The sequence below is a fragment of the Clostridium sp. genome (genome assembly GCF_036660475.1).
Lineage (GTDB): Bacteria > Bacillota > Clostridia > Clostridiales > Clostridiaceae > Clostridium_J.
In genome coordinates this window covers 85,056-109,967 of sequence record NZ_JAVXAO010000007.1, presented here as the reverse complement: position 1 = coordinate 109,967, position 24,912 = coordinate 85,056, and the positions used below count along the sequence as shown (strand labels likewise).

The window sequence follows — 24,912 nt, the reverse complement described above, 5'->3', positions numbered from 1 at the left end:
TCTCCATGTTCTATTTTTTAAAATAATTATACATTTCTTCAGTTACATTTAGCCAACCTTTCCAGCCTAAATGCATAACATCTATTAAATAGTATTTTTCATATTCATGCGGTTGTAGATTTAACACATCAAAGCCTTTTTCTGTGGCTATAGACTCTAGTTTATTATAAAATTCAATTCTCTCACCTTCTGTAATTCCCGTGTAGTCATAATACCACCCATTTACATTCATTAAAATTATATAAGGTTTAATTTCTAAGTCATTACACAAATCCAAGAAAAATTCAAAGTCTTTAAATTCCACACTATTCATAATGTCTACATTTTTATTTCTATCTGCTAAGTCCGCTTCAATATCTTTTAGATATGTATTATAATAATTATCTTCTGCATAAAATCTGTTGTTTGTTACAGCCTTCTGACCCTGTTCTTCTGCTAATTTATACTCTTCTTCAAAATTAATAGTTTTTTTAGTATCCTGCATTTCCTTCTCAGGCATATTTTTCAGCTCTTTTAATGCAGCTATCTTATCTCTTGTTTCTAACATATATTTTTTACTTTTAAAGTAAGGGTATGTTAGATAATACATAACCTTATCTATTGGTGTTTCTCTTAGAAAGAGTTTTGCATAAATACTTTCCTCAGTAAACATATTTGATGGACTAATTAATTCATATACTCTTTTTGAAAGATATTTTTTATTCTCTATAGATATCTTAGGATTATCTAAAAACTGATAAAATTGAACTTCTGAAAACCCTGGTAAAAACTGATCTGTTTGCATACCATTTTCATCCTCAAACCATTGCAATGATACTATCAATCCAAGCTTAGAATCTTCATTGAATTTATCACTTCCACCAACCATTGTTGCATGTTGAAGATTTTGTATATGTGCCACTCCAAAATTACTTATTTCATATTCAGCTTCATTGAATGGAAATAAATTCACTGGATTTTGTGGAACATTACTTCCTAATTCTGATGAACCTAATAACATTAAGTCATTATTCTCCAAAAATAAATCCCTGAAATAACTTCCATTATACTTTGCTCTTACACCCTGATTATGCCTTATATTTGACATATCTCTGTCAGAACTTAATTTTTGGATTTTTTTATCTAGTATACTATTAAACCCTACAATAACTATTATTGATATAGCTATTGGTAAACATATTTTCATTATTTTTTTCATAAGCATCTCCCATTAAAACTGATTATATATAAAGGGTATTTCTTGGGGGGTTTGTAATACACAAATTAAATATGCTCCTACAATAAACCCTGATAAAATCAGTATTTTCAAAATTTCCATGGTGTTAAATTTCATCTTTAAATCTATCCTTCTCACCTTACTATTCACTCCTCATTTTCACATTAAAATTCACATTGAAATTAATATAAATTACACTCATTTCATATAATTTTATATTTAATTAAACAATTATAATTTTAAAATTGATTATATATGAATGGAAGGTCTTTAAGTGTAGATAAAACAAATATTAAAAATATAGCCGCTAATACAATTGTTAAAATTATGCTATCCGTAATTTCCTTTTTATCTCTCGCTAAAATACTTATAAATTTCTTCATTTACCTTAAGCCATCCTTTCCATCCCAAATGCATAACATCCGTTAAATAATATTTTTCATATTCCTTATCTTGTAGATTAACAACTGAAAAACCTCTTTCTTCTGCTAATGCTTGAAGCTTATTATAAAACTCATCACGCTTTTCCTCTGTAATTCCAAGATGATTATAATATAATCCATTTACTGGCATCAATATTATTAGGGGTTTTACACCTAAATCCTTACTTGTATCCAAAAATAATTCGTAATCCTTAAATTCCCTAGATGCCATTAGGTCAACGCCTACTAATTCATCTTTAAACTCAGAATATTTTTCTCTTAGATATAAATCATAATAGCTATCTTCAACATTTATATCATTATTAGTTACCTTAGCGGCTCCTTCTTTTTCTGCTTTAGCATATTCTTCTTCCCAATTAAATTCTTTAGGATTTGCTGCCACCTTATCTGGAAGTTTTTCTAATTCTTTATAGGATTGAGTTTTATCCTTAATCTCTAATGTATACGCTTTAAACTTGTAATAAGGTTTTAATAAAGTTAAAGCTATATTAGATAACAAGTTATCTTGTGAATAAAGATAAGCATAGATTTGCTCTTCTCCATATTCACCACTTTCTTTTAATAACTGATTAATTCTCCTTGCATAATCCATCTTAGTTTCATCACTTATTTTATCATTATTAAACATCTTATAAAATTGATGTTCTGAGAAATTAACACTAAAATTGTCACCAGTTATGCCTGCTCCTTGGGTAAACCACTGTAAGGATACTATTAATGCAACTTTAGAATCACTTTTAATATTATCTGTACTACTTAGCATGGTAGCATGTTGTAATGATTGCGTGTACGCCCTTCCAAATATACTTACATCATAGTTTGCTTCTTTAAATGGAAATACATTTATAGGATTTTGGTCCACTGGAGAAGATAGCTCCGATGACCCTAATAATATTAAGTCTTCTTCATTAAACATGCTATCCTTAAGTACCCCACCTCTATCTCTTAAAATATGATCATAGGTATGTTTTATAGGTTCTAAATTTTTGTCAATGCTTTTATCTTCATACCTTCTAGTTATAACATTATTAAAACTAGAAATAAGAATCCCCATACATACTATTGGAATTATAAAATATCTATATCTTTTCATCGATTACTTCTACAACCTTTCATTTTTTACTTTCTATTTCAAAAAAATATTACTCATTTATTATATATAACAATGATAATAATTAATAGTGTTTTATGACTTTTATCAGTATTAACTACATCATTTTGCTTGCATTTTAAATCTATATAATCCTATATACCCTTACTTTAAATAAGAATCCATCTTTACATCTATTATTGTATCATAAGCCTCTTAAGTAAATTTTTAATATTTAGTATATTGACTTGTTATTTTCGCCTTAAACAACCACGCTGTTTCTAAATATCTAAAACATCATTTAACATCCATTGTAAATCAGTTATTTTATTTATGAATATATACTATACTTTTAAAAGTTTATGTAAATTTTCATTGAATAAAGTCGAAATTTGAATTGCAAATATATATTAAGTTTGCTAATATATATCGAGTAATGGTATTAAATACTACATAACATAAAATGTTTATTATGCTTAACCATAAGAACTAATATAATACAGTATTTAAACTTTCATCATTTTAATAAAACTAGGAGGATTATATTATGGAAAAACTTATTTATATTGCCATAGTTGCAGGCTTACTTGCATTAGTTTCTGCATTTTTACTACTTTCAAAAATCAATAAAAGTAGTGAAGGTACAGATAAAATGAAAGAAATTGCTACAGCTATTAGAGAAGGGTCTAATGCATTTTTAAAAGCAGAATATAAATTATTAATTATTTTCTGCCTTATCGTTTTTGTATTAATCGGCTTTGGAATCGGAAGTTGGGTTACTGCAATTTGCTTCTTAGTTGGAGCTGCTTTCTCAGCTTTAGCGGGATATATTGGTATGTACACTGCTACAAAGGCTAACGTAAGAACTGCTGAGGGTGCAAGATCATCTGGTATGAGCAAAGCACTTTCTATCGCATTCTCTGGTGGTGCGGTTATGGGTATGTGTGTTGTTGGTCTTGGACTTCTTGGAGTAAGTGTTATTTATCTTATTACAGGAAATGTACAAGTTCTTACTGGATTTAGCTTAGGTGCTTCTTCAGTAGCACTTTTCGGACGTGTTGGTGGAGGAATATATACTAAGGCTGCCGATGTTGGTGCAGACCTAGTTGGTAAAGTTGAAGCCGGAATACCAGAAGATGATCCACGTAACCCTGCTGTAATTGCAGATAATGTTGGTGATAATGTTGGTGACGTTGCTGGAATGGGAGCTGACTTATTCGAATCTTACATAGGTTCTATAATATCTGCTATTACACTAGGTACAGTTGCTTTTGGATTAAATGGAGCTATATTCCCTCTTGTAATATCTGCAGTAGGAATTCTTTGTTCTATTATTGGTATTTTACTTGTAAACAGTAGTAAAAGCCAAAATCCACACAAAGCTTTAAATAGTGGAACATATTTAGCTAGCATATTAGTTATTGTAATTACTGCTATATTAAGCAAAGTATTCTTTGGAGATTTCTTAACTTTCTACTCTATAATCTCTGGAATTATAGTTGGTTTACTAATTGGTAAATTAACTGAAGTATACACTTCAAGTGATTTTAAATCAGTTAAAAAGATTGCTGATCAATCTGAAACTGGTTCTGCTACAACAATTATATCTGGTCTTGCAGTTGGAATGGAATCAACGGCATTACCTATAGTATTAATTGCTATTGCTATACTAATTTCTTATAACTTCTCTGGATTGTACGGTATTGCACTTGCTGCTGTAGGAATGTTATCTACTGCGGGTATTACAGTAGCTGTAGATGCTTACGGACCAATAGCTGATAACGCTGGTGGTATTGCAGAGATGTCAGGTCTTGATTCATCTGTTCGTAAAATCACTGATAAGTTAGACTCAGTTGGTAACACAACTGCTGCTATGGGTAAAGGATTTGCTATAGGTTCTGCTGCACTTACTGCATTAGCACTTTTCGCATCTTATTCTCAAGCAGTTGGTTTAACAACAATTGACTGTCTTAACCCAAAAGTAATTGTTGGATTATTAATCGGAGGAATGCTTCCATTCTTATTCTCAGCATTTACAATGCAATCAGTTGGTAAAACTGCTAACGAAATGATCGTTGAAGTTCGTCGTCAGTTTAAAACTATACCAGGTCTTTTAGAAGGTACTGGGAAACCAGACTATAAAACATGTGTTGAAATTTCAACTAAAGCTGCTTTAAGAGAAATGATGCTTCCTGGAGTAATGGCTGTAGTTTCACCAATCATAATTGGTGTTTTACTTGGAGCTGAAGCTTTAGGTGGACTACTAGTTGGATCTCTAGTATCAGGTGTTATGCTTGCAATCTTCATGTCTAACGCTGGTGGAGCATGGGATAATGCTAAGAAGTATATTGAAGAAGGTGCTCACGGCGGAAAAGGTAGCGATGCTCACAAGGCCGCTGTTGTTGGAGATACTGTAGGTGACCCATTCAAAGATACATCAGGTCCATCTATCAATATCTTAATAAAACTTATGACAATTGTTTCTTTAGTTTTCGCACCATTATTCATGGCTATAGGCGGAATATTATAAAGTATACTTTAACTTAAATAAATAAATTAGAAAACCTCCTATCACAGAGTTTAAACTCTGTAATAGGAGGTTTTATTATAATTCTATGTTGAGACATATTCAGATTTCTTATAATCTAAATATACTTATCTAAAATCATATTGTACGAATTTCAGTACTAATTTAAAATGTAATATAATCTATTCTATAAACTCATCATCATCATCATACTCATCTAAAAAGGAATGCTTTTCGCCATCCTTCTGCCATCCAAGTATTGCATCCATATTAACATTCTCAGCAGCCTTAAATATACATTTATCAACATCCTTAAAATCTACTTTCATATTTTTAATCATAGCCTTTATTTCATGTCTCTTATTTCCTATTTTTTTTGCCGCTACCATACATGCACAGTTAAGTGGCCATATGCCACTATTTTGTATAAAGTTCTCTATGTATGTCTCTTCAACATAATAAAGTGGTCTTATTAACTCTAACCCCTTAAAGTTTGTTGCCTTTAATTTAGGAAGCATAGTTTTAAATGTTCCCCCATAAAGCACATTAAGCATAGTTGTCTCAATAACATCATTAAAATGATGACCAAGTGCTAACTTATTGCAACCTAGTTTTTCAGCCTCCGCGTATAATGCACCTCTTCTCATTCTTGCACACATATAACATGGATAATCCTTAGCTATTACATCTATGATATCAAATATCTTAGAGTCAAATGTATGTATTGGTATGTTTAAGTAATTACAGTTATCTATTAAAAGTTCTTTTATCTGTGGATGATAACCTGGGTCCATAGCAATAAATTCAAGTTCAAAATTAACTTGACTATGACGTTTTAACTCTTGAAATAACTTTGCCATTATAATACTATCCTTACCACCAGATATACCAACAGCAATTCTATCGCCTTCTTCTACTAAGTTATATGCTTTTATAGCTTTTATAAATTTAGACCATACTGTTTTTCTATATCGTTTTACCAAACTACGTTCTATATCTACAAGGGGCTTCCTTTCATTAAATGGAACTAATATTTCGCATCCTTCGCCTGCTATATCACTCATTTATATCACCTCATCAAATTTTATAACCATATATATTCTAATTAAGAGTGTACAATTTAAAACTTAAAATTAAGGAAAAACCCTTAAGATATTTTCAAAAGTTGAAATGTATAAATTAACCTAAAATATATATTATTTAAGTTCTAGTATCCTTACAGTATAAATTTCCACCATAAATATAACGAGAAACTTACCATGATATTATAACACTTATATATATCTTTGTCATAATCCCCTATCGAAATTATAACTCCTCTTTTACATTAATAGTTTTATCTATAATCACAAATTTAATATCACTAGAATATTATAAATAATCAAGTGTCATGGAGATGATCATTTATGGATATTACCAAAGTTAACCAAAGACAAGGAGTAAATTGCAGAGATTTTTATATTGATGAAAATTATTTTAATATCCTGGTTCAATACGATGAAAATCTTGAACAACTTCTTGAAAATGTAGATTATGCTTGTGCACATCAAATTTCTGAGTCTCAATATATAGTTTCTATTAAGATATCAAAATTTAATAACTTCTTAAAACAATTTAGCAATCTATTAAACCTTGATGTAAGCTATCCATACACTTTATCAGCAATTCAACCTATAGATGCAGCTAATATAACTAACTTTCATAGTAATACCTATTTAAACTTAACTGGAAGTGGAACTATAGTCGGAATTATTGATACAGGCATTGATTATATGAATCCACAGTTTTTTAATGACGATAATACTTCAAGAGTCCTTACAATCTGGGATCAAACAATTCAAAGTAGTACCCCTTATAGTGATATAGCCTTTTATGGCTCTGTATACACTCACGCCGACATTAATAAAGCCATAAACACATCTATATCTGGTGGTTCACCATATGATATAGTTCCATCTAAAGATATAATCGGTCACGGTACAAATTTAGCTGGACTCGTTGGAGCAAAAGGTTTAAATGGTGTCATTGGTGGTGCACCTAAATGTGAATTTGTAGTAGTAAAACTTAAAGATGCTAAAACTAGTAATCTAAAATTAATTGGAATAAATAATAGAGATGATATAAATATTTATGAGGGAATCGATCTTTACATGGCTATTAAATTTTTAGTAGATTATCAATCTAAAATCAATAAACCCATGAGTATTCTATTATCTTGTGGCACCAACTGGGGTGGCCATGAAGGTCTATCTTCTATTGAGCGTGACATTAACTATTTTTCTTCTAGAAAAGGTCTTATATTTGTAACTAATACTGGTAATCAAGGAGATAGTGAGACACATGCTTCTACTAAGATTCTCAAAACTAACGATATTGAATATATAGAACTTTTTGTGGCTAAAAATGAGGAAAACTTAGTTCTAATGCTATGGGTTCCAAAACCTGATAAAATATCACTAGCAATAATTTCTCCTAGCGGTGAACTTGTTCAACCTGCTCAACCTCAGCTAAAAATTGGTCAACCAACCCAATTTAATCTAGTTCTAGAAGGTAGTAAAATTATTATTACCTACGTTTTATATGAATACACTACCGGTGATGAATCCATATATATAATTATAAACAATCCTAAAGAAGGCCTTTGGCAGGTTCGCCTTCATGGCGATTACATTGTCAATGGAACTTATAACTTATGGATACCACAGCGCCCTATTATAAAGACAGATACTAGACTTATTAACTCTACCCCTTATACCACACTCCAAGTTCCTTCTAATGCCGAAAAAGCTATCACAACCTCCTTTTATGACCAAAACAATAATACTATATCCGTCGTCTCGGGTAGAGGATATACGAGCGATAATCGTATAAAACCAAATTTAACTACTGGTGGTATAAATGCTATTACAACTGGTCTTAACAATGAAAATGTAGTTATAAGTGGTGGATCTGTAGCTGGTGCTGTTCTAGCTAGTGCAACCTTACTACTACTTGAATGGGGTATAGTTCTTGGAAACGATCCTAATATGTATGGACCATCAATTATTTCCTACTTAACACGTGGTACAAATAAAAGAACAGGTGATGTATATCCAAATTCTCAATGGGGGTATGGAATGCTAAATCTACAAGGCTCATTTGAAAATTTAAGATCATCATACTTTTCTAGATTTAAAAATGCTAATTGTGATAAATTTGAAAACCACCTACCATACAAATGTTATATAAAAACTCCCCTTGAATTATATCAAAGACTATAGAATATCTAAGGAGGATTATCCTATGAATATATCTTTAAATTCATCCAGAGAAACTAAAATGACGGCAATTCCAAATTTTGAACCTACTAGCTTTATAGTGTATTATACTGGAGATATTAAAAAAATTCTTTCCCAAGTACCTAATACAAATGTTGTTCTTCTTAGCCCATATATGGCAGTTATCTTTACACAGCTTCAATACGAAAGTTCGATTAAATCTATTAAAGAAATTAGTATAATTGAACCCAACGTACCATATATACTCACCAATACCTCACCAATGGAAAGCTCGAATATAGTGAAATTCACAAATGGTGAACTTATAGATTTGACTGGTACAGGTGTACTTATAGGTACTATAGATACTGGCATTGACTACTTAAACAAAGAATTTACAAGAGAAGATGATACATCTAGAATTTTATCAATTTGGGATCAAACGAATAATACTGGAACCCCCCCAGCTATTTCCGGATATGGTAGTGAATATACAAATGCTCAAATAAATGAAGCCTTAAAGGCTAATCGAGAAGGACGTGATCCATATTCTATAGTTCCTCAGCGTGATACCAATGGCCATGGAACACAGTGTGCTGGAATAATTGGCGCTAGGGGTTATGGAGATGTCAAGGGCGCTGCGCCAAACTGTGATTTCTTAGTTGTGAAGTTAAGGCCTAGTATAATTAAAGACCTAAACCCTAGTATAACTCAATACGATAATACAGATATAGCTACTGCTATGCTATATTTATTAGATCAAAGGCATGCACTTAATCGCCCACTTGTAGTGTTTCTTCCTGTAAGTAGCAATTTTGGTGAACACAACGGTGGCCGTCCACTTGAGCAGCTTATAGATTATTATTCATATACTTCACTTGTTGCCTTTGCTCTTGGAACTGGAAATCAAGGCAACTCTCAAACCCATACTTCTGGTACAATAAAGAACTCTGGTGATGTCTCTACTGTAGAGTTTCAGTCATCTAAGGACCAACGTAACTTAGATGTATCAATATGGTGTACATCTCCTGATAAGATATCTATGGGCATAGTTTCTCCTAGCGGTCAAATTATCCCTAAAATACCCGTAAAAATTGATGAACAAGAAGACCTAAAGTTTATATATGAAGATACAATAGCAAGAGTTATTTACTTTTTTCCTGAATCTCCTTCCGGTGATGAATTAATAACTATAAAATTTTTCAACATAGCTACCGGCATTTGGAAAATATTACTTTATGGAGACTATATAGCAACAGGGAAATATAATGTATGGATTAGCCAACGACCACTTTCCAAAATTGGTACATTTTTATTAAACCCTAACAACTTTACTACGTTGACTATTCCATCTACTAGTAGAGAAGGCATTGCCACTGCATATTATGATCAAAACAATAATACTATTGGTGAATTTTCAGGTGTTGGCTTTACTTCAAATAATAAAGTTAAACCTAGTGTAACTTGTGGTGGCGTAAACGTGTTAACCACCGGTTTAAATAATACTACCACAACTATAACAGGCTCTAGTGCAGCCACTGCTGTTCTCGCTGGCGCTATGGCATTACTCTTTCAATGGGGTATAGTTGATAAAAACATACCAAATATGTCCTCTTCAATTCTTAAATCCTTAATAATAACAGGTACAAGAAAAAGACCTAATGATATCTATCCTAATCCTTATTGGGGTTATGGTATCCTTGATATGGTAGGAATTTTTGATGCTATAAGAGGCATATATACATCTAATCTTACATCACAATTAGAAAGAAACAAAAATTATACTAATGATAACATAGAAACTAATATTCCTAGGGAAGCATTCAATCGTTTAATATTTGATCCTTTTACCACTTAGCTCCATATAGAATACCATTCACAAAACTTTCATATAAAATGGGCTATTCACATTATGAATAGCCCATTTTATATGAAAAGTGTACTTAAAATATAAGTGCACCATTAAAATCCAATCAAATATATATATAATATTAATCAATTATAAAACCGAGCCTAATGCTCCCCACTTTTTATTTCCCAGTGAATAACAAAAGTTAATATAGCTCTTAATAAAATTATTGCTGCTAATATGTACATCTCATCAAAACTTTTAACTATCACAGTCTTTAATATCTCCCCAGCAAGCTTAAACTCTAATGCAAGTGCTAATGACTGTGCAAATTCTACCTTTATTGAGTAATTCACTTGATTAAATAAACTTAATACAAATCTATAAAATGCCTTGATTCCTGCAACTACAATTACTGCTGTTCCCATCAACTCTAATATTTCAATGATTATAGGAATTATTGTTTGTATAATATTATGTAACATAATTCCACCTCCTTTTTTCTTTTATCTTCATAATAATATTACATATTTTTTTGCTTGTCCAATTATGTTAATTTATAAATTTAGTTATTATTTCAAATTATAGCTATCTCATATATTCTCTTAAATAAAAAACCGAGCTATTGTCATAAATTACACTTATCACAGTGAATTTATAGCAAACAAATTTGCTCGGTATTTATAATTTCTTTATCTTAGTACAATATAATGTCTAAACCATTATAGGTATCTATAGAATTCCAACTTCATTCTATTTAAATGTATTATTTTTTTAAATCTCTACTCTAGATTCTTAATTTTAAATACCTACTTTTAAGTTTTCAATTTCAAACGTAGCTCTTTATTAATTTCATTCTTCCACTTAAAATATACCTCCCTAAGTATGCAGGAATTAAAATGCTCTCCAATTGTGATATAGTAACCTCTCGCCTTATACCTGCATCAATAAATCTTATTTTTCCCGCTCCTGATACACAGGTAAATATATAAAATTTATCCCTACTACTGTCTTCTGAATAACTACCATTTATATTATATATATCTATATTGAATCCACTACTTGTTATGCATCTTTGCACTTTTTTATTTTCATCTATAGGTATGATATTAGGTTTTAAGTCAAAGTTAAGTACATCAATCGCTTTAGCTATATGCAATTCTCTTCCACGTTTATAATCGTACACTCTGTAAGTAGTGTCACTATTTTGTTGTACCTCAGCTAATAATATTCCTTTTCCAATCGAATGTATGAGGCCTGGTTCTATAACAATTAAATCTCCTGATTGTACACTTACTTTATTCATATAGTTTTCAACTGTTCCATTTATACAGTCTCTTCTAAACTCTTCTTCTGTACAATCCTTAGTTCCAACAATTATTTCTGAATCTTTTTCACAATCTATAATATACCATGCCTCTCTCTTACCATTGTCACCTTCTATCTCATGCGCGTATTCGTCACCTGGATGCACCTGCACCGATAAATTTTCATTAGAATTTATAACCTTAACCAATAATGGAAAGTCGCTTGCACTAAATCCCTCCTTTATAAGCTTATCTCCTATAATTAAATTCCCAACCTGATTTATAACGTGAATTAGAGTTTGACCTTTATACTTTCCATTTATTATTACACTCATTCCATTTTTATGACAAGCAACTTCCCAACTTTCCCCAATATCTCCTTGTGGTAAATTTTCTCTGTAATCTAAAAGTTTTCTTCCACCCCAAATCTTTTCATAATATAAATTCCCAAATTTTAAAGGATACATATTGCCCTCCCTCTGAAGTGTTTATACTTTAGAGTATGCTATGTATCCTTTAAAGGTTAATTATAAAATTGTATTTTTAGATTACCTCTTTTCATATGACTTTTAATTACTTTAGTTACTTTAGTTACTTTAGTTACTTTTTAAATTTCTATCTTATTAAAAATGAACTCTTATAAGCCAAAATTTTATATTTTTATCACTCCATCCTAAATCCCATGGAACCTGATTTCTATCGGTATTATGACATGTAACTAAAGTATATCCTCTTGAATCTGCACCTGTAACCATAGAAATGTGTGTTATATCTCCTTTTTTTTCATAAGCCACAAAGTCTCCAGGTAAAAGTTCATATGACTTCTTATATACCTTTTCATAATTCCCATAAGCAACCACCGAAGCTCTACCACTATTTACCCAATAGTCTTTAAATTTATCTGCATTTATCCAAGATCCAGACGCTTCACCTTTAACATAATTCCAAGAGTAATTTTTTTTAAATTTACCACCTTCATGAAGCATTTGAGATGCAAAATTAGCACAATCGCCACCTTCTGGATTGAAATTTCTATATGCCTTATTATATTTAAACCCATATTCTTCTTCTGCGGCAGCCCCACAATACTTATCTCCATAATCTATAGTAGATACTCGTCTTTCACTGAGTGTTGAAAAGTCCCTAGCACCTTGTGCTAATATAAATTCTTTAATATCATCTACTTTTAATTTTTCTAAGTTCAAAGAATCTGCAAAAGGATCTGTATACCACTCTTTTCTTATTAATAATTTATCTCCACTATTTATAAGTGTAATTACATGATAAGTTCCAATTCTAGATGCATTAATTTCATCCAGCTTATTTTCATATGCATATCTATATTCTGTAGAGCATGTAAAATTTACTTTAAATCCATTATCAGTTTTACTAATACTATTAACTATCACTTTGGGAAGTATTTCTGTAATATTGACTCCTTGTTTCTGTTCCCAATTATGCAAATAAATCATTTTCTTTTCTTCACTTTCATAAGCCCACTGACCATACTTGCTACTCATATCATATATTGCCTTTATATTGTCTTTTTCACCTGTAATAATTCCTCTATTTCGGGTAGAAATTGTATCCTCGATAAAATTCTTAATTTCTACCTTCACCTCTTCACTTATAACCTCATCACCATATACTCTCCCAAAAAAGAAGTTAGCAAGTATGATACATAGCAATATACCAAATATAAGTTTCCATGATAATATTCTTTTTATGGATTCTTTAATTCTCATTTGGTTCCTCCCTATTACAGCCTTATATTTCTTACATTAATCAAAGTTGTGTTTATTGACCTAACACACTATTAATAATTTCTATGTACCCATTAACATTATCATCTCTTATAACACTACCAAACCACTGGTCCTCATCAACGACGCCTCCAAAGTACTTAGCTTTTATTACAACTTCTGGTCTATATTCAAAATGTAATATATCGAAATGACCCCATTTCCCGCCCCATACAAAGTTATATTTTTCGAATACTTCTACCAATTCTTTTGGGTATGATAACATTCTTTTTTCTCCAGCCTCTCTAGTTGCCCATTTCCAATAATCACTTGGATTACTCCTCACATCTATTGCTATACCATAGGCATGAGGACTTAATTTTCCTGTACCTGCTATAAGTCTATAATTAAATGTTCCATTAATTGGACTAATAAGGGATGCAACTGATTGATTATTCTTTGCTAACAACTTTAATTCCACCATTACAGCTCTTAAACTGTCTGCTGCTCCATTGCTTTTATTAAATTCATAATTATTATATGGTGCAGGCACTCCTACAAGATTTTTTGATACCTGACCCTCACTCTTACCATAAACTTCATTTAATAAATCATAATTTCTAAACCTACCTGGGTCGCTGTTAACTTCTAATAACTTATAAATGCTTTCTAATGGATAAATATCCTCCAGAATATCTTGAAGGTCTGAATTATCCATCTTTTGATTAAAATTTTTTTTCTGTTTATCGTCATAAAGAATTTTTTTCCCTGATACTGTAATAACAAAAATCTTTCCATCCTGAGATTTTTCAACCGCACTTATGTATTCTGGATATGCCATCATAAGACTCAGAATATCTTGTTTCATTATAACTTCATAGCTTTTATCACTTCTATTGCTACTTTCCTCAATTTCATCTGCATCCGCCACATGTATACCCACTGTTACAAATATACTTAAAATTAATATTCCTCTCATAATTAGCTTCATATGTACCCTCCCCTTAAAAGCTATTTGCATAAATTAAAAAAATATAAAAATAGCCTAAAGACATTCTTTAGGCTATTTTGTGTAATTATTTAATTATTTATTACTGGTAATTTTATAAGTTTTTTTAACCATACTTTATTCTAAACTTTTAATATGTTTTTTTGATTAAACCCTATCAATATTAACATTGTTGACCCTGCAACCTAATTTCTTCTTCAATTTCAATTTCTATAAGGCATAAATCTAACCTACAGTTTATATAATCAGTTTTTAGCTTCATATATTTACTCCATGTACATATGCTATAATCTACTACCTCTATAAGCTCTTCAATTATACATCCGACTTCCTTTGCTCTCTTTAATGCCTCTTTAATATCACTTTTACTAGCGAGAGCTATGCCATTTAAATCAGAGGCTGATCCAATTAAAACCCTATATGCTCCAACTAATTTATTTAACTGCTCTACCGTAAATCCTAGATCTCTTTCATAACTGTCAATTACTCTCCTCTGTGCCATATGACCCCACCAACAATTGCTTTATACTAAATATATTCATAATGCAATTTATTTATACCTCACCTATATTAATTAGATATGGGCTTAATTCTATATTCTTATTATTATACTTAATATTAACTTTAGTTTTAATCCCTTTAAGTGGTATCCTTTGAGCATTCTCTAAAATAATATTATTATTTCCTGATGTATGATAGTTCATATGATTACCTTCTCCCCATAAACTAGTTTTACTTCCATTACTATTTGTTTTATAATGATCACCATTTCCTGTGATTCTTTCATAGACATCTAATAATCCTTGTTTACCTTCTGCCTTGCTTTCATAAGCATAATTCCCTTTACTTCCAACATCAAATATAATTAAATCCACCTCCAGTGGATACCCTGAATCTGATGGATTTCCTTGATTTAGAACATACTCTTTCCCGCTCCATATATATGTTTTAATTCTTGAGCTATGCTTTGACAATACCCATGGCTCACTAAAATTTATAGTAAAACTTTTACTTGCTTTATTTTGTGACAATTCGAAATACCCAAGCTCACTATTACCATAAATATCCCATTGTCCAATCTCTAACACAATTTCCTTTAACTTTATCTTTTTAACATTATTTAATTTATCAATACCATTTGAAATAGCAACTACAGAGTGAATCATAGTTCCATATTCACTTGCTGCTTCTTCCGTCGAACCCATCCATGATTTGAAATTACATGACCCCATTGTTGCCATCGGAGATACCTTTTCTTCATTGTTATCAGGTATGTTCTTAAACACATTTTTCTTCTCACCAATAATTGTTAATGGATTCCCTAATAAGTCATCTATAGCATATTTGCATGCATTATTTACCCAGTTTGTATAATTTGATGTATAATTTGTTTGATTTCCTGGTATAGCCCCATTATATAGCGGTCCTACTGATGCATACATCTTAACCACTAAATTACTTTTCGAGAATTCTCCCGTAGATACTTTGTTACCCTCTAATAAATCCTCCGATGAAAAAAAACCATAGGTGTATACTGTGCCCATGAAAATTAACACCCATAATAAAAATAAAATTATAATTTTGCTTTTAAACCTCACTTTTACTCTCCTGCTAATTATTTTCTTTAACAACTTTTTTTGATTTAATAATTTGAAATACTATTAAAATTCCTCCTAATACCACAAAAATACTTACATTTAATTTATTGTAAAACATATTAAATGCATATCCAATTTTGGGGATTGTTATAATTACCTTTCCAGTTAACTCAACACCTGTGATCTTCCCCAAGTCTTCTGTATCATTATCATCACCTTTAGTTGTAATTCCCTCTAAACTAATGCTTGTTATTCTATGGGTAATATTGTTGTTATTATTTGTAAATGTTATTATATCCCCAACATTTAACTTATCCACTGATACTTTTTTTACTATAACCATATCACCAGGCTCTATTACTGGTTTCATACTTCCCGTAAGTACCGTATAACTACTAACTTTAGTTAAGTTATATAATTGTGGTATTCTACTTGAAACATTTATAATAATAATAAATATCAAGAAAATAACTAACATATAGTATAATACTTCCTTGATTCTCTTAAGATGTCCCATTAAATTTTCCTCCTACTAATAAGTTTTAACTGACGATACTCTTTCAATCTTTAATCGTTACCAACTCAACTTAATCCTAGTATTTCTCACTTATCATTTGCTTGTGTTCCATTTAACACAATACTAAAGCTAAATCCCTTATTTTCATAACTTGCATCAACCTTATCTAATAAAGTTATGCTTAAAATAATTTTAATTGCCTGACCAGGCTGTAAAATTATTAATTTTTCTGTATTAGGATTTAACAAAATTATTGCTTCCCTTGATTTTAATTCTTTAAATGTTCCTGTTGATATGTTATAGCTAGTAGTATCTTCTATACCCTTTAATTCATATCTGAAGTTGCTTAAAAAATCATTTTCATCCTCACATTGAAAATCATATTTAAAATCCTTAAATGCAATTGTCACATATTCTCTTAAAGTACCATTGTTTATAACATTAACTTGTGAGCTTCTAGTCTCACCTTGTAATATTCCTTCCATATTTATAGGATTAGTAATAACGCTTTCATCCTTACTATCAAACCCTATTTTTAAATTTCCTGTTGTTATATTTAAATCCGCCTTAGATTCTAGCGAATCATAAAAATATCCATAAGTTAGTGATGTTCCTATACTCGTTAGTATAATAATTAATATAGCTATCTCATAATATTTTTTATTTATCACTTTTGACTTATCCCCTTTTTTCTTTATTATTTTTTATTTTCATCACCAACTTTTTCATACCCATATTCCACATTTTTTAATTGGTATATTATTCCTTAAATCTAAATAACAATATACCAATTAAAAATATAATTGATCCCAAGGCTTGTAACCCATAACCAGTATTTAGCCTCCCAGCTTGAGGTAATTTGTCATTTATATTATCTTGTAATTCATCTATTTCATAATAAACTTTGATATCAAAATTACACTTTAATCCCTGAATATTATTTCTAGCCTCTTCATTCAAATGTAAATTTAAACTAAATACTTCAAAGTCATTATTAGGGATAACTATATTATCTCTCAAACTCATATTAGTTTTTAAATTTTTTTGTTTGTTTAATGATTCCCCTAAAAAATTCCCTTCAGAAAGAATCTTTGATTCTTGAATAATACCTATTCTCAGATTTTTAATAAGTTCCTTTTTAATATCTATCATAAAGTCATCGTTTGCGATATCAATAAAATTGTCTATCAAAAAATTATGTATATCCATTTTAGTTATATTAATATTGTGACCACTATTATTTATTATTTCAAATTTCAAAAATATATCTTCTCCTGGCATTAGTAAAATATCAGTACTATTATCATATTCATGCTTAATAATTACATCTTTATTTATTTCCTCTGCATTTACACTGTTAAATTCCGAGAATAAAACAATTACTATCAAAACTAATACTTTAGTACATTTTTCAAATATATTTATATTACCACTCCTTAAACTATCTAAAATAAAGCCCTAATTTAATAGAGCTTTATCTTCAAATTGAGTTTAGTTATAGTTGTTGCTTTTTAATTTGCATTAGTTTGAGTGGCATCTACAGTGATGAATTTTAAATCTTTTAGTAATTGTGTTAAATCAATTTTTTTATTTTCCCAATTTATTAAATCGATATTATTTTCTAAATTGGTTGTTTCTTTACCATTTAGTGTAACTTTAATTTTAAAGATTTTAGTTTGGCCTTTTTCAAGAATATTTCCCCCTTCAACTGTTATTGCATCTAATGTCAGTATATTTTCAATACCTTTAAAATTCTTATTAGCAGCATCATCACCATAAGTCTTTAATGCTACTTTAAACTCATCTGGAGTCATAGGATCTACAGTTATTGTTTGTGATAATGAACCAGTATTTTGAATAGTAAATGTTCTTTCAAAAGAATCTCCTGGCCTTACATTTGTATAGTTATTAGTTTCACTTTTATTCTCTATCTCTGAATTATTACCATCACTCACTACCCAGTTATCTGATGCTGTGTCTTTATCAATCTTCAACGTACCTGTATTAATAACTAAATTTGCACTGGCAATTTCACTATCTGTAAACCATGCATATGTTCCTACAGCACCTCCAACAACTAATACACTTGCGATTAATAATGATATAACCTTCTTCTTTTTCATATTAAACCTCCTAGAATTTTATTATTAATTGTACATAAAATAACGCTTTATCAGCTCACTTAAGTCATTCTAACTATTTCCAAATTATGTAATAAATATTCATACTATTTAAAATATTGTATGGATTTTGCTACTTAAAAATGTATAATCAAAAAAAACATGTATAGCAACTGCCATACATGAATACTTATTTTTATTATAACTAATATTTTCATACCTATTTATCTTAGTTTGATATATGCGTAATTTACAAATATAAACCTTTTATGCCAACTTAACATTCCTAGTCGCAACTACATCTACTCCAGTACCTAGGATGTTCTGTACAATAACATCACCCATTTTAACTGGTGCTTCTACTTCTATAGCATTTAAAATTTCCATAACTTTAAAGTTTAAATCCTTACTTATAGCTTCTTTTGTCTTTACTGGAATAACTGGTAATTCTCCATTCCTAACTTTTACTGTCGTAGTTACAACTCTCACTGGGTTTGTAACTTCATTAATTCCATAAACTTCTCCTCTTTTACAAGTGTTTCCTTTAACCTGTTTAGTTTCTAAATCAACTTTCAAATGACATCCCATAGGACAACTTATACAAATCAACTCTTTTATCACTTTATTCACCATCCTCTAATGAAATTATTATATCTCCCGTTACCTTCTCTAATTGAGCCTTTGTAAGTAAGATTTTTTCCATCTCTGATGGAGCCAAATGTTTTCTTCTAAATGATGCTATTTCTTCATCCCCACATCTAACTACTAATTTTTTATCATGATATATATTGTTAACTCTCATGAATACTGTTAATTTATCTTTTACTGCCTCTATATTTAATTTCTGTGGTACCGTATAGGTTACATTTGAACCATTGATAATATTTACATATTCACCTTTAACATCCTCGCCCTTTATATACATAGCTGCACAATTCCCTGCATGCTTCGATTCAGCACTAACAAAATCTACAAGGTCATGAACGTGAACTACGTTTCCACAAGCAAATATTCCTTCGGTTGAAGACTCCATGCTCTCATTAACTATAAGCCCATTAGTTCTTGTATCCTTTTGAAGTCCCGCATTCGATGACAATTCATTCTCTGGTATTAATCCTACCGATAGAAGTAATGTGTCACAATCAAACTCTATTTCAGTTCCTTTAACAGGTCTTCTATTTTCATCAACCTTTGCAATTATAACCTTCTCTAATCTGCCTTTTCCTATAACTTTAGTTACCGTATGAGATAGATAAAGAGGTATATCATAATCATCTAGACATTGAACTATATTTCTATTAAGCCCATTAGAGTATGGCATAAGTTCTACAACAGCCTTAACCTTTGCACCTTCTAACGTCATTCTTCTTGCCATTATAAGTCCTATATCTCCAGAACCTAAGATTACAACCTCTTTTCCTGGCATATATCCCTCCATATTTATATATCTCTGAGCAGCCCCTGCAGTAAATACTCCAGAAGGTCTATCCCCAGCCATATTAATAGCTCCTCTAGTCCTTTCTCTGCATCCCATAGAAAGTATCACTGCTTTGCTTTTTAAAACCAAGTATCCATCGGTTTCATTTATCACATGAACTTCTTTATTTTCTTTTATTTCAAGTACCATAGTATTAAGCTTAACTTCTACCTTAGTACTATTTATCATATCTATAAATCTTTGTGCATACTCTGGTCCTGTAAGTTCTTCCTTAAAAGTATGAAGACCAAACCCATTGTGAATACACTGATTTAGTATTCCACCTAACTCTCTATCTCGCTCTATTATTAATATACTTTCTATTCCATTGCTATAAGCTTCATATGCAGCTGCAAGTCCCGCCGGTCCTCCACCTATCACTATTAAATCATACATAAATGTCTCCTCCTACTTAGTTCTACCAGTTAAAATATATGAACCATCACTCTCTTGAACTATATCTTCCATTGGAATATTTAGCTCTCTTGCTATTATTTCTTGAACTCTTGGCCCACAGAATCCACCTTGACATCTTCCTGATCCAGGCCTACATCTTCGCTTTACTCCATCTAAACTTACCTTACCGAAGGATCTTCTAATGCTATCAACAATCTCCCCCTCTGTAATGTTCTCACATCTACATATCATCTTCCCATATCTTTTATCCTTTTTTATAATCTCGGCTTTTTCTTCCTTGGATAATTTCATAAATTCTATTTGCTCTCTAGTTCTTATAAAGTTATCTTTCTCTTCAACCTTAAGTCCTGATTTCTTAAGTATCTCTACTACATCAACTGCTACAGCTGGTGCAGATGAAAGCCCGGGTGACTTCATTCCAGCTACATCTATAAAACCTTTTATATCCTCAGCTTCCTCTACAATAAAATCTCCACAATCAGGATTTGCTCGAAGTCCTGCAAAATTCCTAATACTCTCTCTAAAGTTAATTTTATCAGTAGTTTTCATCGATGCATTTCTAATAAATTCTAGATTTTCTCCTGTAGTTGCTACATTATCTTTGTCATCTATGCTCTCTGCATCTGGACCAACCAATAAATTCCCATGAACTGTAGGTGTAACTAACACTCCTTTACCAAGCTTTGAAGGACATTGAAATACTGTGTGATTAAAAGTTTTTCCCTGATTTTTATCCATTAAAAAATACTCACCTTTAATAGGGTTAATCTTAAAAGACTCAGCGCAGATTAAATTATGCACTTTATCTGCATAAACACCTGCCGCATTTATTACATATTTACTTTCAATTATTTCGCCACCAACTGTTTTTATAGTAAAGTTTTCTTTCTTTTCTATACCAATAACTTCCCTTTGAAGTTTTACTTCTCCACCATTTGTAACAGCATTTTCAACCAAAGCTATAGTATATTCAAATACTCCAACAATTCCACCTGTAGGTGCATGTAAGGCTCCAATAACATGATTATTTATATTCGGTTCCATTTTAAGAACTTCTTCTCTATTTAAAATTTCTAACCCCTTAACTCCTATTATATTTCCATTGTCATATAAACCTTTAATGGTCTCCATATCTTCCTCATTGAAAGCAAGAACTAAAGATCCACATCTTTTAAACGGTACTGAAAGGTCGCTGCAAAGTTCTTCAAACATTTCATTACCTTTAACATTATATTTTGCCATTAATGTCCCAACTTTAGGATCATATCCTGCATGAACTATAGCCGAATTAGCCTTTGTTGTCCCCATTGAAACATCATTTTCTTTATCTATCATTACTACCTTTAAATCATATTTTGTAAGTTCTCTAAATATTGAAGCCCCAATTACTCCGGCACCTATTATAGCTATATCATACATTAATATTTCCTCCTTATTTACGTAAAAAAAGACAAACCAAAACAAGGACATAAATCCTTATCTTGTGCTTGTCTCTATCTCTCTTAGCACTAATATCTATTTATTATACTATTAGTATATCATTTTTCCTCAAAAGTGTCCATGTTCCACCTTGATTATCAAGTATTTCATGACATTATTCAATTAAATACTCGCTTAACTACTATCTATGCTATATATTAGTTAGCTAATAAAATCCTTATTTTCATTGGTCTAACCCATAACCAACATTTATTATATACTAAGCTTATATCACTTCTTGTATAGCATTTCTACATGCGGAATATCATCTTCTAAATACTCTGCCGATACTTCTTTAAATCCAAGACTCTTATAAAACTCTCTTAGGTAAACTTGACCTGATATTCTAATCCTACCACTTAATCATCTTCCCACTTCTTTGTTCTTATTACAGCTTTCTCCCAACCTGCATATAGTCTATCTATAGTATCCTCATCAAAGGTTGGTATATAAGTTTTACTAGCAAACCACTTCTCTGAAATTTCATCCTTGCTTTCCCAAAAGCCTACAGCGAGTCCTGCAAGGTATGCAGCTCCTAGTGCAGTAGTCTCTGATATTATAGATCTTGTAACTTCTTGATTTATAATATCAGCTTGGAATTGCATTAAAAAACTATTTCTGCTAGCTCCTCCATCTACCTTTAATTTTTCTATTTTATATCCAGCATCCTCAGACATAGCATCAATTACAGCCTTTGATTGATATGCAATTGATTCTAGTGCAGCTCTTATAATATGATTTCTATTCGCTCCACGAGTTAATCCAAAAATAGCTCCCCTTGCATACATGTCCCAATATGGTGCTCCAAGACCTACAAAAGCAGGAACTACATAAACCCCACCATTATCATCTACTGTCCCAGCAAAATATTCTGTTTCTGCCGCATCATTTATCATTCTAAGTTCATCACGAAGCCACTGAATAACAGCTCCGCCCATAAATACAGAACCTTCTAATGCATATTGAACCTTTCCATCTATTCCTATTGCAATTGTAGTTAAAAGTCCATTTTTACTTCTTATAATTTCTTCACCAGTATTCATTAATAGGAAGCAACCTGTTCCATAGGTGTTTTTAGCACTTCCTTTTTCAAAACAAGCTTGCCCAAACAATGCCGCCTGTTGATCTCCAGCTATACCAGCTATAGGAACTCTAATTCCACCATTTCCACCTAAATTAGTATGCCCATAAATCTCTGATGAGTTTTTGACCTCCGGAAGCATTGATTTTGGAATTCCTAACTTATCTAATATTTTTTCATCCCACTTTAACGCTTTTATATTATAAAGCATGGTTCTTGAAGCATTTGTATAATCCGTTACATGAACTCTACCATTTGTAAGTTTCCATACAAGCCAGGTATCTACCGTTCCAAATAAAAGCTCCCCATTTTCAGCCTTTTCTCTAGCTCCATCCACATTATCAAGTATCCACTTAATTTTTGTTCCCGAGAAATAAGCATCAATTAATAGTCCCGTATTTTCTCTTATATATTCATCAAACCCATCCGCTACTAAAGCATCACATATATGAGCTGTTCTTCTGCACTGCCATACAATTGCATTATATATGGGCATACCGGTATTTTTGTCCCATACTATTGTGGTTTCTCTTTGATTTGTTATTCCTATTGCCGCTAAATCCTTTTGAGTTATATTTGATTTTGCCATAACCTCTTGAAGTACAGAATATTGACTTCCCCATATTTCCATAGGATCATGCTCTACCCATCCCTCTTTAGGATATATTTGTGTAAACTCCTTTTGACTTACCCCTAAAATATTTTGTTCTTTATCAAAGATTATAGCTCTTGAACTTGTGGTCCCTTGATCTAATGCAATTATATACTTTTTCATTTTACCCCTCACCTTACCTTAAAATTATAATTTACTTAACAAATGACCTTATCATATTTATTAAATAAGTGAATTTATATATATTCTAATTTATCTTTAATATTAAATATTAAAGATCCAATTCTTAACTTTTAATTTTCAATTCTCAATTCTCAATTCTCAATTTTTAATCTTTAATTCCCAATTTTAACTGCTTTCGATTTTTAGTTAAAATAAAAAGGCACATAAAACTAGAGCCCTCTAGTCTTATGTAGCCTCTCTCATATCTCTTTGTCTACATAGCCCAAATTTCTTCCTTTGTTGTAGATACACAAGTTGCGCCTGATTTTAAAGCCATTATTACTTCTTCTTTGCTTTCAATGAGTCCACCGGCAACTATTGGTTTCCCCAATTTTTCTGAAAGTTTATGTATAACCTTTGGTATTACTCCTGGTAGTACCTCTATAGCATCACATTCTGTCCCTAGATGCTTTATTGCATTATTAAGCGAAATAGTATCAAATATAAATACTCTTTGTATCGCTAATAGGTCATGTGCCTTAGCATATTTTACAACCTGTGACTTTGTACTTATTACACCTTTAAAATATGTTTCCTTCTTTAAGTATTTCATCACAATTTCTCTATTTGTAATTCCTTCTATTAAATCTATATGAACTATCCCAACTTTATCTACATTGCTTATCTTTTCACTTATTTCTTTAATATTAAGTATATCTCCAAATAGCACAAATATTACTTGTACATCTGAATTCAAAGCTCTTTTTAGCTCTTCCTCATTTTTTACAGCAGCTATTATAGGGTTTTCTTCTAATAATATTTTTGAATCCATTTAAAACTCCTTCACCTAATTTCCCAGGCACTTTTTTTAATTATTACATTTTTGATTTCCTTTGTCAATTATGCTAACTAAGGATATATATCCTAATTTAAGGCCTTTCCTGTAAACTTTAAAACAACATATCATAAGTGGTATGAAATTAACATAATCTATAAAGTATAGTATTT

General features: G+C 30.9%; 22 protein-coding genes and 1 pseudogene. 3 read left to right on the top strand and 20 right to left on the bottom strand.

Features of this window, described 5'->3' with window-relative positions:
- Positions 1-10: 10 nt before the first annotated feature.
- From dltD (RSA29_RS11080) to dltD (RSA29_RS11070), 3 genes are all read right to left on the bottom strand, one after another.
- A complete protein-coding gene (dltD, locus tag RSA29_RS11080; protein WP_346942922.1) occupies positions 11-1,198 on the bottom strand; it encodes a D-alanyl-lipoteichoic acid biosynthesis protein DltD in 1,188 nt (395 codons plus the stop codon).
- A 257-nt stretch (positions 1,199-1,455) separates the two neighbouring features.
- A complete protein-coding gene (locus RSA29_RS11075) occupies positions 1,456-1,599 on the bottom strand; it encodes a hypothetical protein (protein ID WP_346933794.1) in 144 nt (47 codons plus the stop codon).
- A complete protein-coding gene (dltD, locus tag RSA29_RS11070; RefSeq protein WP_346942923.1) occupies positions 1,565-2,752 on the bottom strand; it encodes a D-alanyl-lipoteichoic acid biosynthesis protein DltD in 1,188 nt (395 codons plus the stop codon). Before dltD (RSA29_RS11070) ends, RSA29_RS11075 begins: the two co-directional genes overlap by 35 nt.
- A 544-nt stretch (positions 2,753-3,296) precedes the next feature.
- On the opposite strand from dltD (RSA29_RS11070), the gene RSA29_RS11065 reads away from it, so the two are divergent.
- The gene (locus RSA29_RS11065; RefSeq protein ID WP_346942924.1) at positions 3,297-5,279 is read left to right on the top strand and encodes a sodium-translocating pyrophosphatase; all 1,983 of its coding nucleotides are present in this window, start codon (positions 3,297-3,299) and stop codon (positions 5,277-5,279) included.
- A gap of 179 nt (positions 5,280-5,458) precedes the next feature.
- On the opposite strand, the gene RSA29_RS11060 is transcribed toward RSA29_RS11065, so the two are convergent.
- Complete coding sequence (locus tag RSA29_RS11060; RefSeq protein WP_346942925.1) at positions 5,459-6,340, bottom strand: ATP-binding protein; 882 nt, start codon at positions 6,338-6,340, stop codon at positions 5,459-5,461.
- Between the two features lie 342 nt (positions 6,341-6,682).
- Here RSA29_RS11060 and RSA29_RS11055 point away from each other — a divergent pair, with 342 nt between their 5' ends.
- Positions 6,683-8,536 (top strand): S8 family peptidase, encoded by a 1,854-nt coding sequence (locus RSA29_RS11055; protein WP_346942926.1) that lies wholly within the window; start codon positions 6,683-6,685, stop codon positions 8,534-8,536.
- Positions 8,537-8,558: 22 nt separating this feature from the next.
- On the top strand, positions 8,559-10,391 hold the full coding sequence (locus RSA29_RS11050) for a S8 family peptidase (RefSeq protein ID WP_346942927.1): 1,833 nt from the start codon (positions 8,559-8,561) through the stop codon (positions 10,389-10,391).
- A gap of 155 nt (positions 10,392-10,546) precedes the next feature.
- Here the strand turns inward: RSA29_RS11050 and RSA29_RS11045 are convergent, their stop codons facing one another.
- From RSA29_RS11045 to RSA29_RS10970, 16 genes and pseudogenes are all read right to left on the bottom strand, one after another.
- Positions 10,547-10,867 (bottom strand): DUF1622 domain-containing protein, encoded by a 321-nt coding sequence (locus RSA29_RS11045; RefSeq protein WP_346942928.1) that lies wholly within the window; start codon positions 10,865-10,867, stop codon positions 10,547-10,549.
- 344 nt (positions 10,868-11,211) lie between these two features.
- On the bottom strand, positions 11,212-12,156 hold the full coding sequence (locus RSA29_RS11040) for a type I phosphomannose isomerase catalytic subunit (RefSeq protein ID WP_346942929.1): 945 nt from the start codon (positions 12,154-12,156) through the stop codon (positions 11,212-11,214).
- 156 nt (positions 12,157-12,312) lie between these two features.
- On the bottom strand, positions 12,313-13,434 hold the full coding sequence (locus tag RSA29_RS11035; RefSeq protein ID WP_346942930.1) for an amidase domain-containing protein: 1,122 nt from the start codon (positions 13,432-13,434) through the stop codon (positions 12,313-12,315).
- A gap of 52 nt (positions 13,435-13,486) precedes the next feature.
- Positions 13,487-14,422: a M15 family metallopeptidase gene (locus RSA29_RS11030; protein ID WP_346942931.1), complete on the bottom strand. Its 936-nt coding sequence runs from the start codon at positions 14,420-14,422 to the stop codon at positions 13,487-13,489.
- A 181-nt stretch (positions 14,423-14,603) separates the two neighbouring features.
- On the bottom strand, positions 14,604-14,942 hold the full coding sequence (locus tag RSA29_RS11025) for a hypothetical protein (RefSeq protein WP_346932763.1): 339 nt from the start codon (positions 14,940-14,942) through the stop codon (positions 14,604-14,606).
- A 52-nt stretch (positions 14,943-14,994) separates the two neighbouring features.
- Entirely contained in the window at positions 14,995-15,984 is a 990-nt protein-coding gene (locus RSA29_RS11020) for a hypothetical protein (protein WP_346942932.1), read from the bottom strand.
- Between the two features lie 67 nt (positions 15,985-16,051).
- A complete protein-coding gene (locus RSA29_RS11015; RefSeq protein ID WP_346942933.1) occupies positions 16,052-16,555 on the bottom strand; it encodes a signal peptidase I in 504 nt (167 codons plus the stop codon).
- An 86-nt stretch (positions 16,556-16,641) separates the two neighbouring features.
- Positions 16,642-17,226, bottom strand: coding sequence for a hypothetical protein (locus RSA29_RS11010; RefSeq protein WP_346942934.1), 585 nt, complete (start codon positions 17,224-17,226; stop codon positions 16,642-16,644).
- Between the two features lie 88 nt (positions 17,227-17,314).
- Complete coding sequence (locus RSA29_RS11005) at positions 17,315-17,944, bottom strand: hypothetical protein (protein WP_346942935.1); 630 nt, start codon at positions 17,942-17,944, stop codon at positions 17,315-17,317.
- A 122-nt stretch (positions 17,945-18,066) separates the two neighbouring features.
- The gene (locus RSA29_RS11000; RefSeq protein ID WP_346942936.1) at positions 18,067-18,678 is read right to left on the bottom strand and encodes a TasA family protein; all 612 of its coding nucleotides are present in this window, start codon (positions 18,676-18,678) and stop codon (positions 18,067-18,069) included.
- A gap of 264 nt (positions 18,679-18,942) precedes the next feature.
- The gene (locus RSA29_RS10995) at positions 18,943-19,296 is read right to left on the bottom strand and encodes a DUF1667 domain-containing protein (RefSeq protein ID WP_346942999.1); all 354 of its coding nucleotides are present in this window, start codon (positions 19,294-19,296) and stop codon (positions 18,943-18,945) included.
- 1 nt (position 19,297) lies between these two features.
- Positions 19,298-20,548, bottom strand: a complete 1,251-nt coding sequence (locus RSA29_RS10990) for an FAD/NAD(P)-binding oxidoreductase (protein WP_346942937.1) — start codon at positions 20,546-20,548, stop codon at positions 19,298-19,300.
- Between the two features lie 12 nt (positions 20,549-20,560).
- Entirely contained in the window at positions 20,561-21,988 is a 1,428-nt protein-coding gene (locus tag RSA29_RS10985; RefSeq protein WP_346942938.1) for an NAD(P)/FAD-dependent oxidoreductase, read from the bottom strand.
- Positions 21,989-22,279: 291 nt separating this feature from the next.
- Positions 22,280-22,399, bottom strand: a pseudogene (locus RSA29_RS10980) (GNAT family N-acetyltransferase); the annotation flags it as partial.
- Between the two features lie 8 nt (positions 22,400-22,407).
- Positions 22,408-23,904 carry a glycerol kinase GlpK gene (glpK, locus tag RSA29_RS10975; RefSeq protein WP_346942939.1) on the bottom strand — a complete coding sequence of 499 codons (1,497 nt, stop codon included), beginning with the start codon at positions 23,902-23,904 and terminating at the stop codon, positions 22,408-22,410.
- A gap of 274 nt (positions 23,905-24,178) precedes the next feature.
- The gene (locus tag RSA29_RS10970) at positions 24,179-24,736 is read right to left on the bottom strand and encodes a glycerol-3-phosphate responsive antiterminator (protein WP_346932775.1); all 558 of its coding nucleotides are present in this window, start codon (positions 24,734-24,736) and stop codon (positions 24,179-24,181) included.
- Between the last annotated feature and the right edge of the window lie 176 nt (positions 24,737-24,912).

Bases quoted from the DNA above. Each gene is read 5' to 3' on its own strand.
- dltD (WP_346942922.1), bottom strand. From the start codon at position 1,198: ATGAAAAAAATAATGAAAATATGTTTACCAATAGCTATATCAATAATA.
- RSA29_RS11075 (WP_346933794.1), bottom strand. From the start codon at position 1,599: ATGAAGAAATTTATAAGTATTTTAGCGAGAGATAAAAAGGAAATTACG.
- dltD (WP_346942923.1), bottom strand. From the start codon at position 2,752: ATGAAAAGATATAGATATTTTATAATTCCAATAGTATGTATGGGGATT.
- RSA29_RS11065 (WP_346942924.1), top strand. From the start codon at position 3,297: ATGGAAAAACTTATTTATATTGCCATAGTTGCAGGCTTACTTGCATTA.
- RSA29_RS11060 (WP_346942925.1), bottom strand. From the start codon at position 6,340: ATGAGTGATATAGCAGGCGAAGGATGCGAAATATTAGTTCCATTTAAT.
- RSA29_RS11055 (WP_346942926.1), top strand. From the start codon at position 6,683: ATGGATATTACCAAAGTTAACCAAAGACAAGGAGTAAATTGCAGAGAT.
- RSA29_RS11050 (WP_346942927.1), top strand. From the start codon at position 8,559: ATGAATATATCTTTAAATTCATCCAGAGAAACTAAAATGACGGCAATT.
- RSA29_RS11045 (WP_346942928.1), bottom strand. From the start codon at position 10,867: ATGTTACATAATATTATACAAACAATAATTCCTATAATCATTGAAATA.
- RSA29_RS11040 (WP_346942929.1), bottom strand. From the start codon at position 12,156: ATGTATCCTTTAAAATTTGGGAATTTATATTATGAAAAGATTTGGGGT.
- RSA29_RS11035 (WP_346942930.1), bottom strand. From the start codon at position 13,434: ATGAGAATTAAAGAATCCATAAAAAGAATATTATCATGGAAACTTATA.
- RSA29_RS11030 (WP_346942931.1), bottom strand. From the start codon at position 14,422: ATGAAGCTAATTATGAGAGGAATATTAATTTTAAGTATATTTGTAACA.
- RSA29_RS11025 (WP_346932763.1), bottom strand. From the start codon at position 14,942: ATGGCACAGAGGAGAGTAATTGACAGTTATGAAAGAGATCTAGGATTT.
- RSA29_RS11020 (WP_346942932.1), bottom strand. From the start codon at position 15,984: ATGGGCACAGTATACACCTATGGTTTTTTTTCATCGGAGGATTTATTA.
- RSA29_RS11015 (WP_346942933.1), bottom strand. From the start codon at position 16,555: ATGGGACATCTTAAGAGAATCAAGGAAGTATTATACTATATGTTAGTT.
- RSA29_RS11000 (WP_346942936.1), bottom strand. From the start codon at position 18,678: ATGAAAAAGAAGAAGGTTATATCATTATTAATCGCAAGTGTATTAGTT.
- RSA29_RS10990 (WP_346942937.1), bottom strand. From the start codon at position 20,548: ATGTATGATTTAATAGTGATAGGTGGAGGACCGGCGGGACTTGCAGCT.
- RSA29_RS10985 (WP_346942938.1), bottom strand. From the start codon at position 21,988: ATGTATGATATAGCTATAATAGGTGCCGGAGTAATTGGGGCTTCAATA.
- glpK (WP_346942939.1), bottom strand. From the start codon at position 23,904: ATGAAAAAGTATATAATTGCATTAGATCAAGGGACCACAAGTTCAAGA.
- RSA29_RS10970 (WP_346932775.1), bottom strand. From the start codon at position 24,736: ATGGATTCAAAAATATTATTAGAAGAAAACCCTATAATAGCTGCTGTA.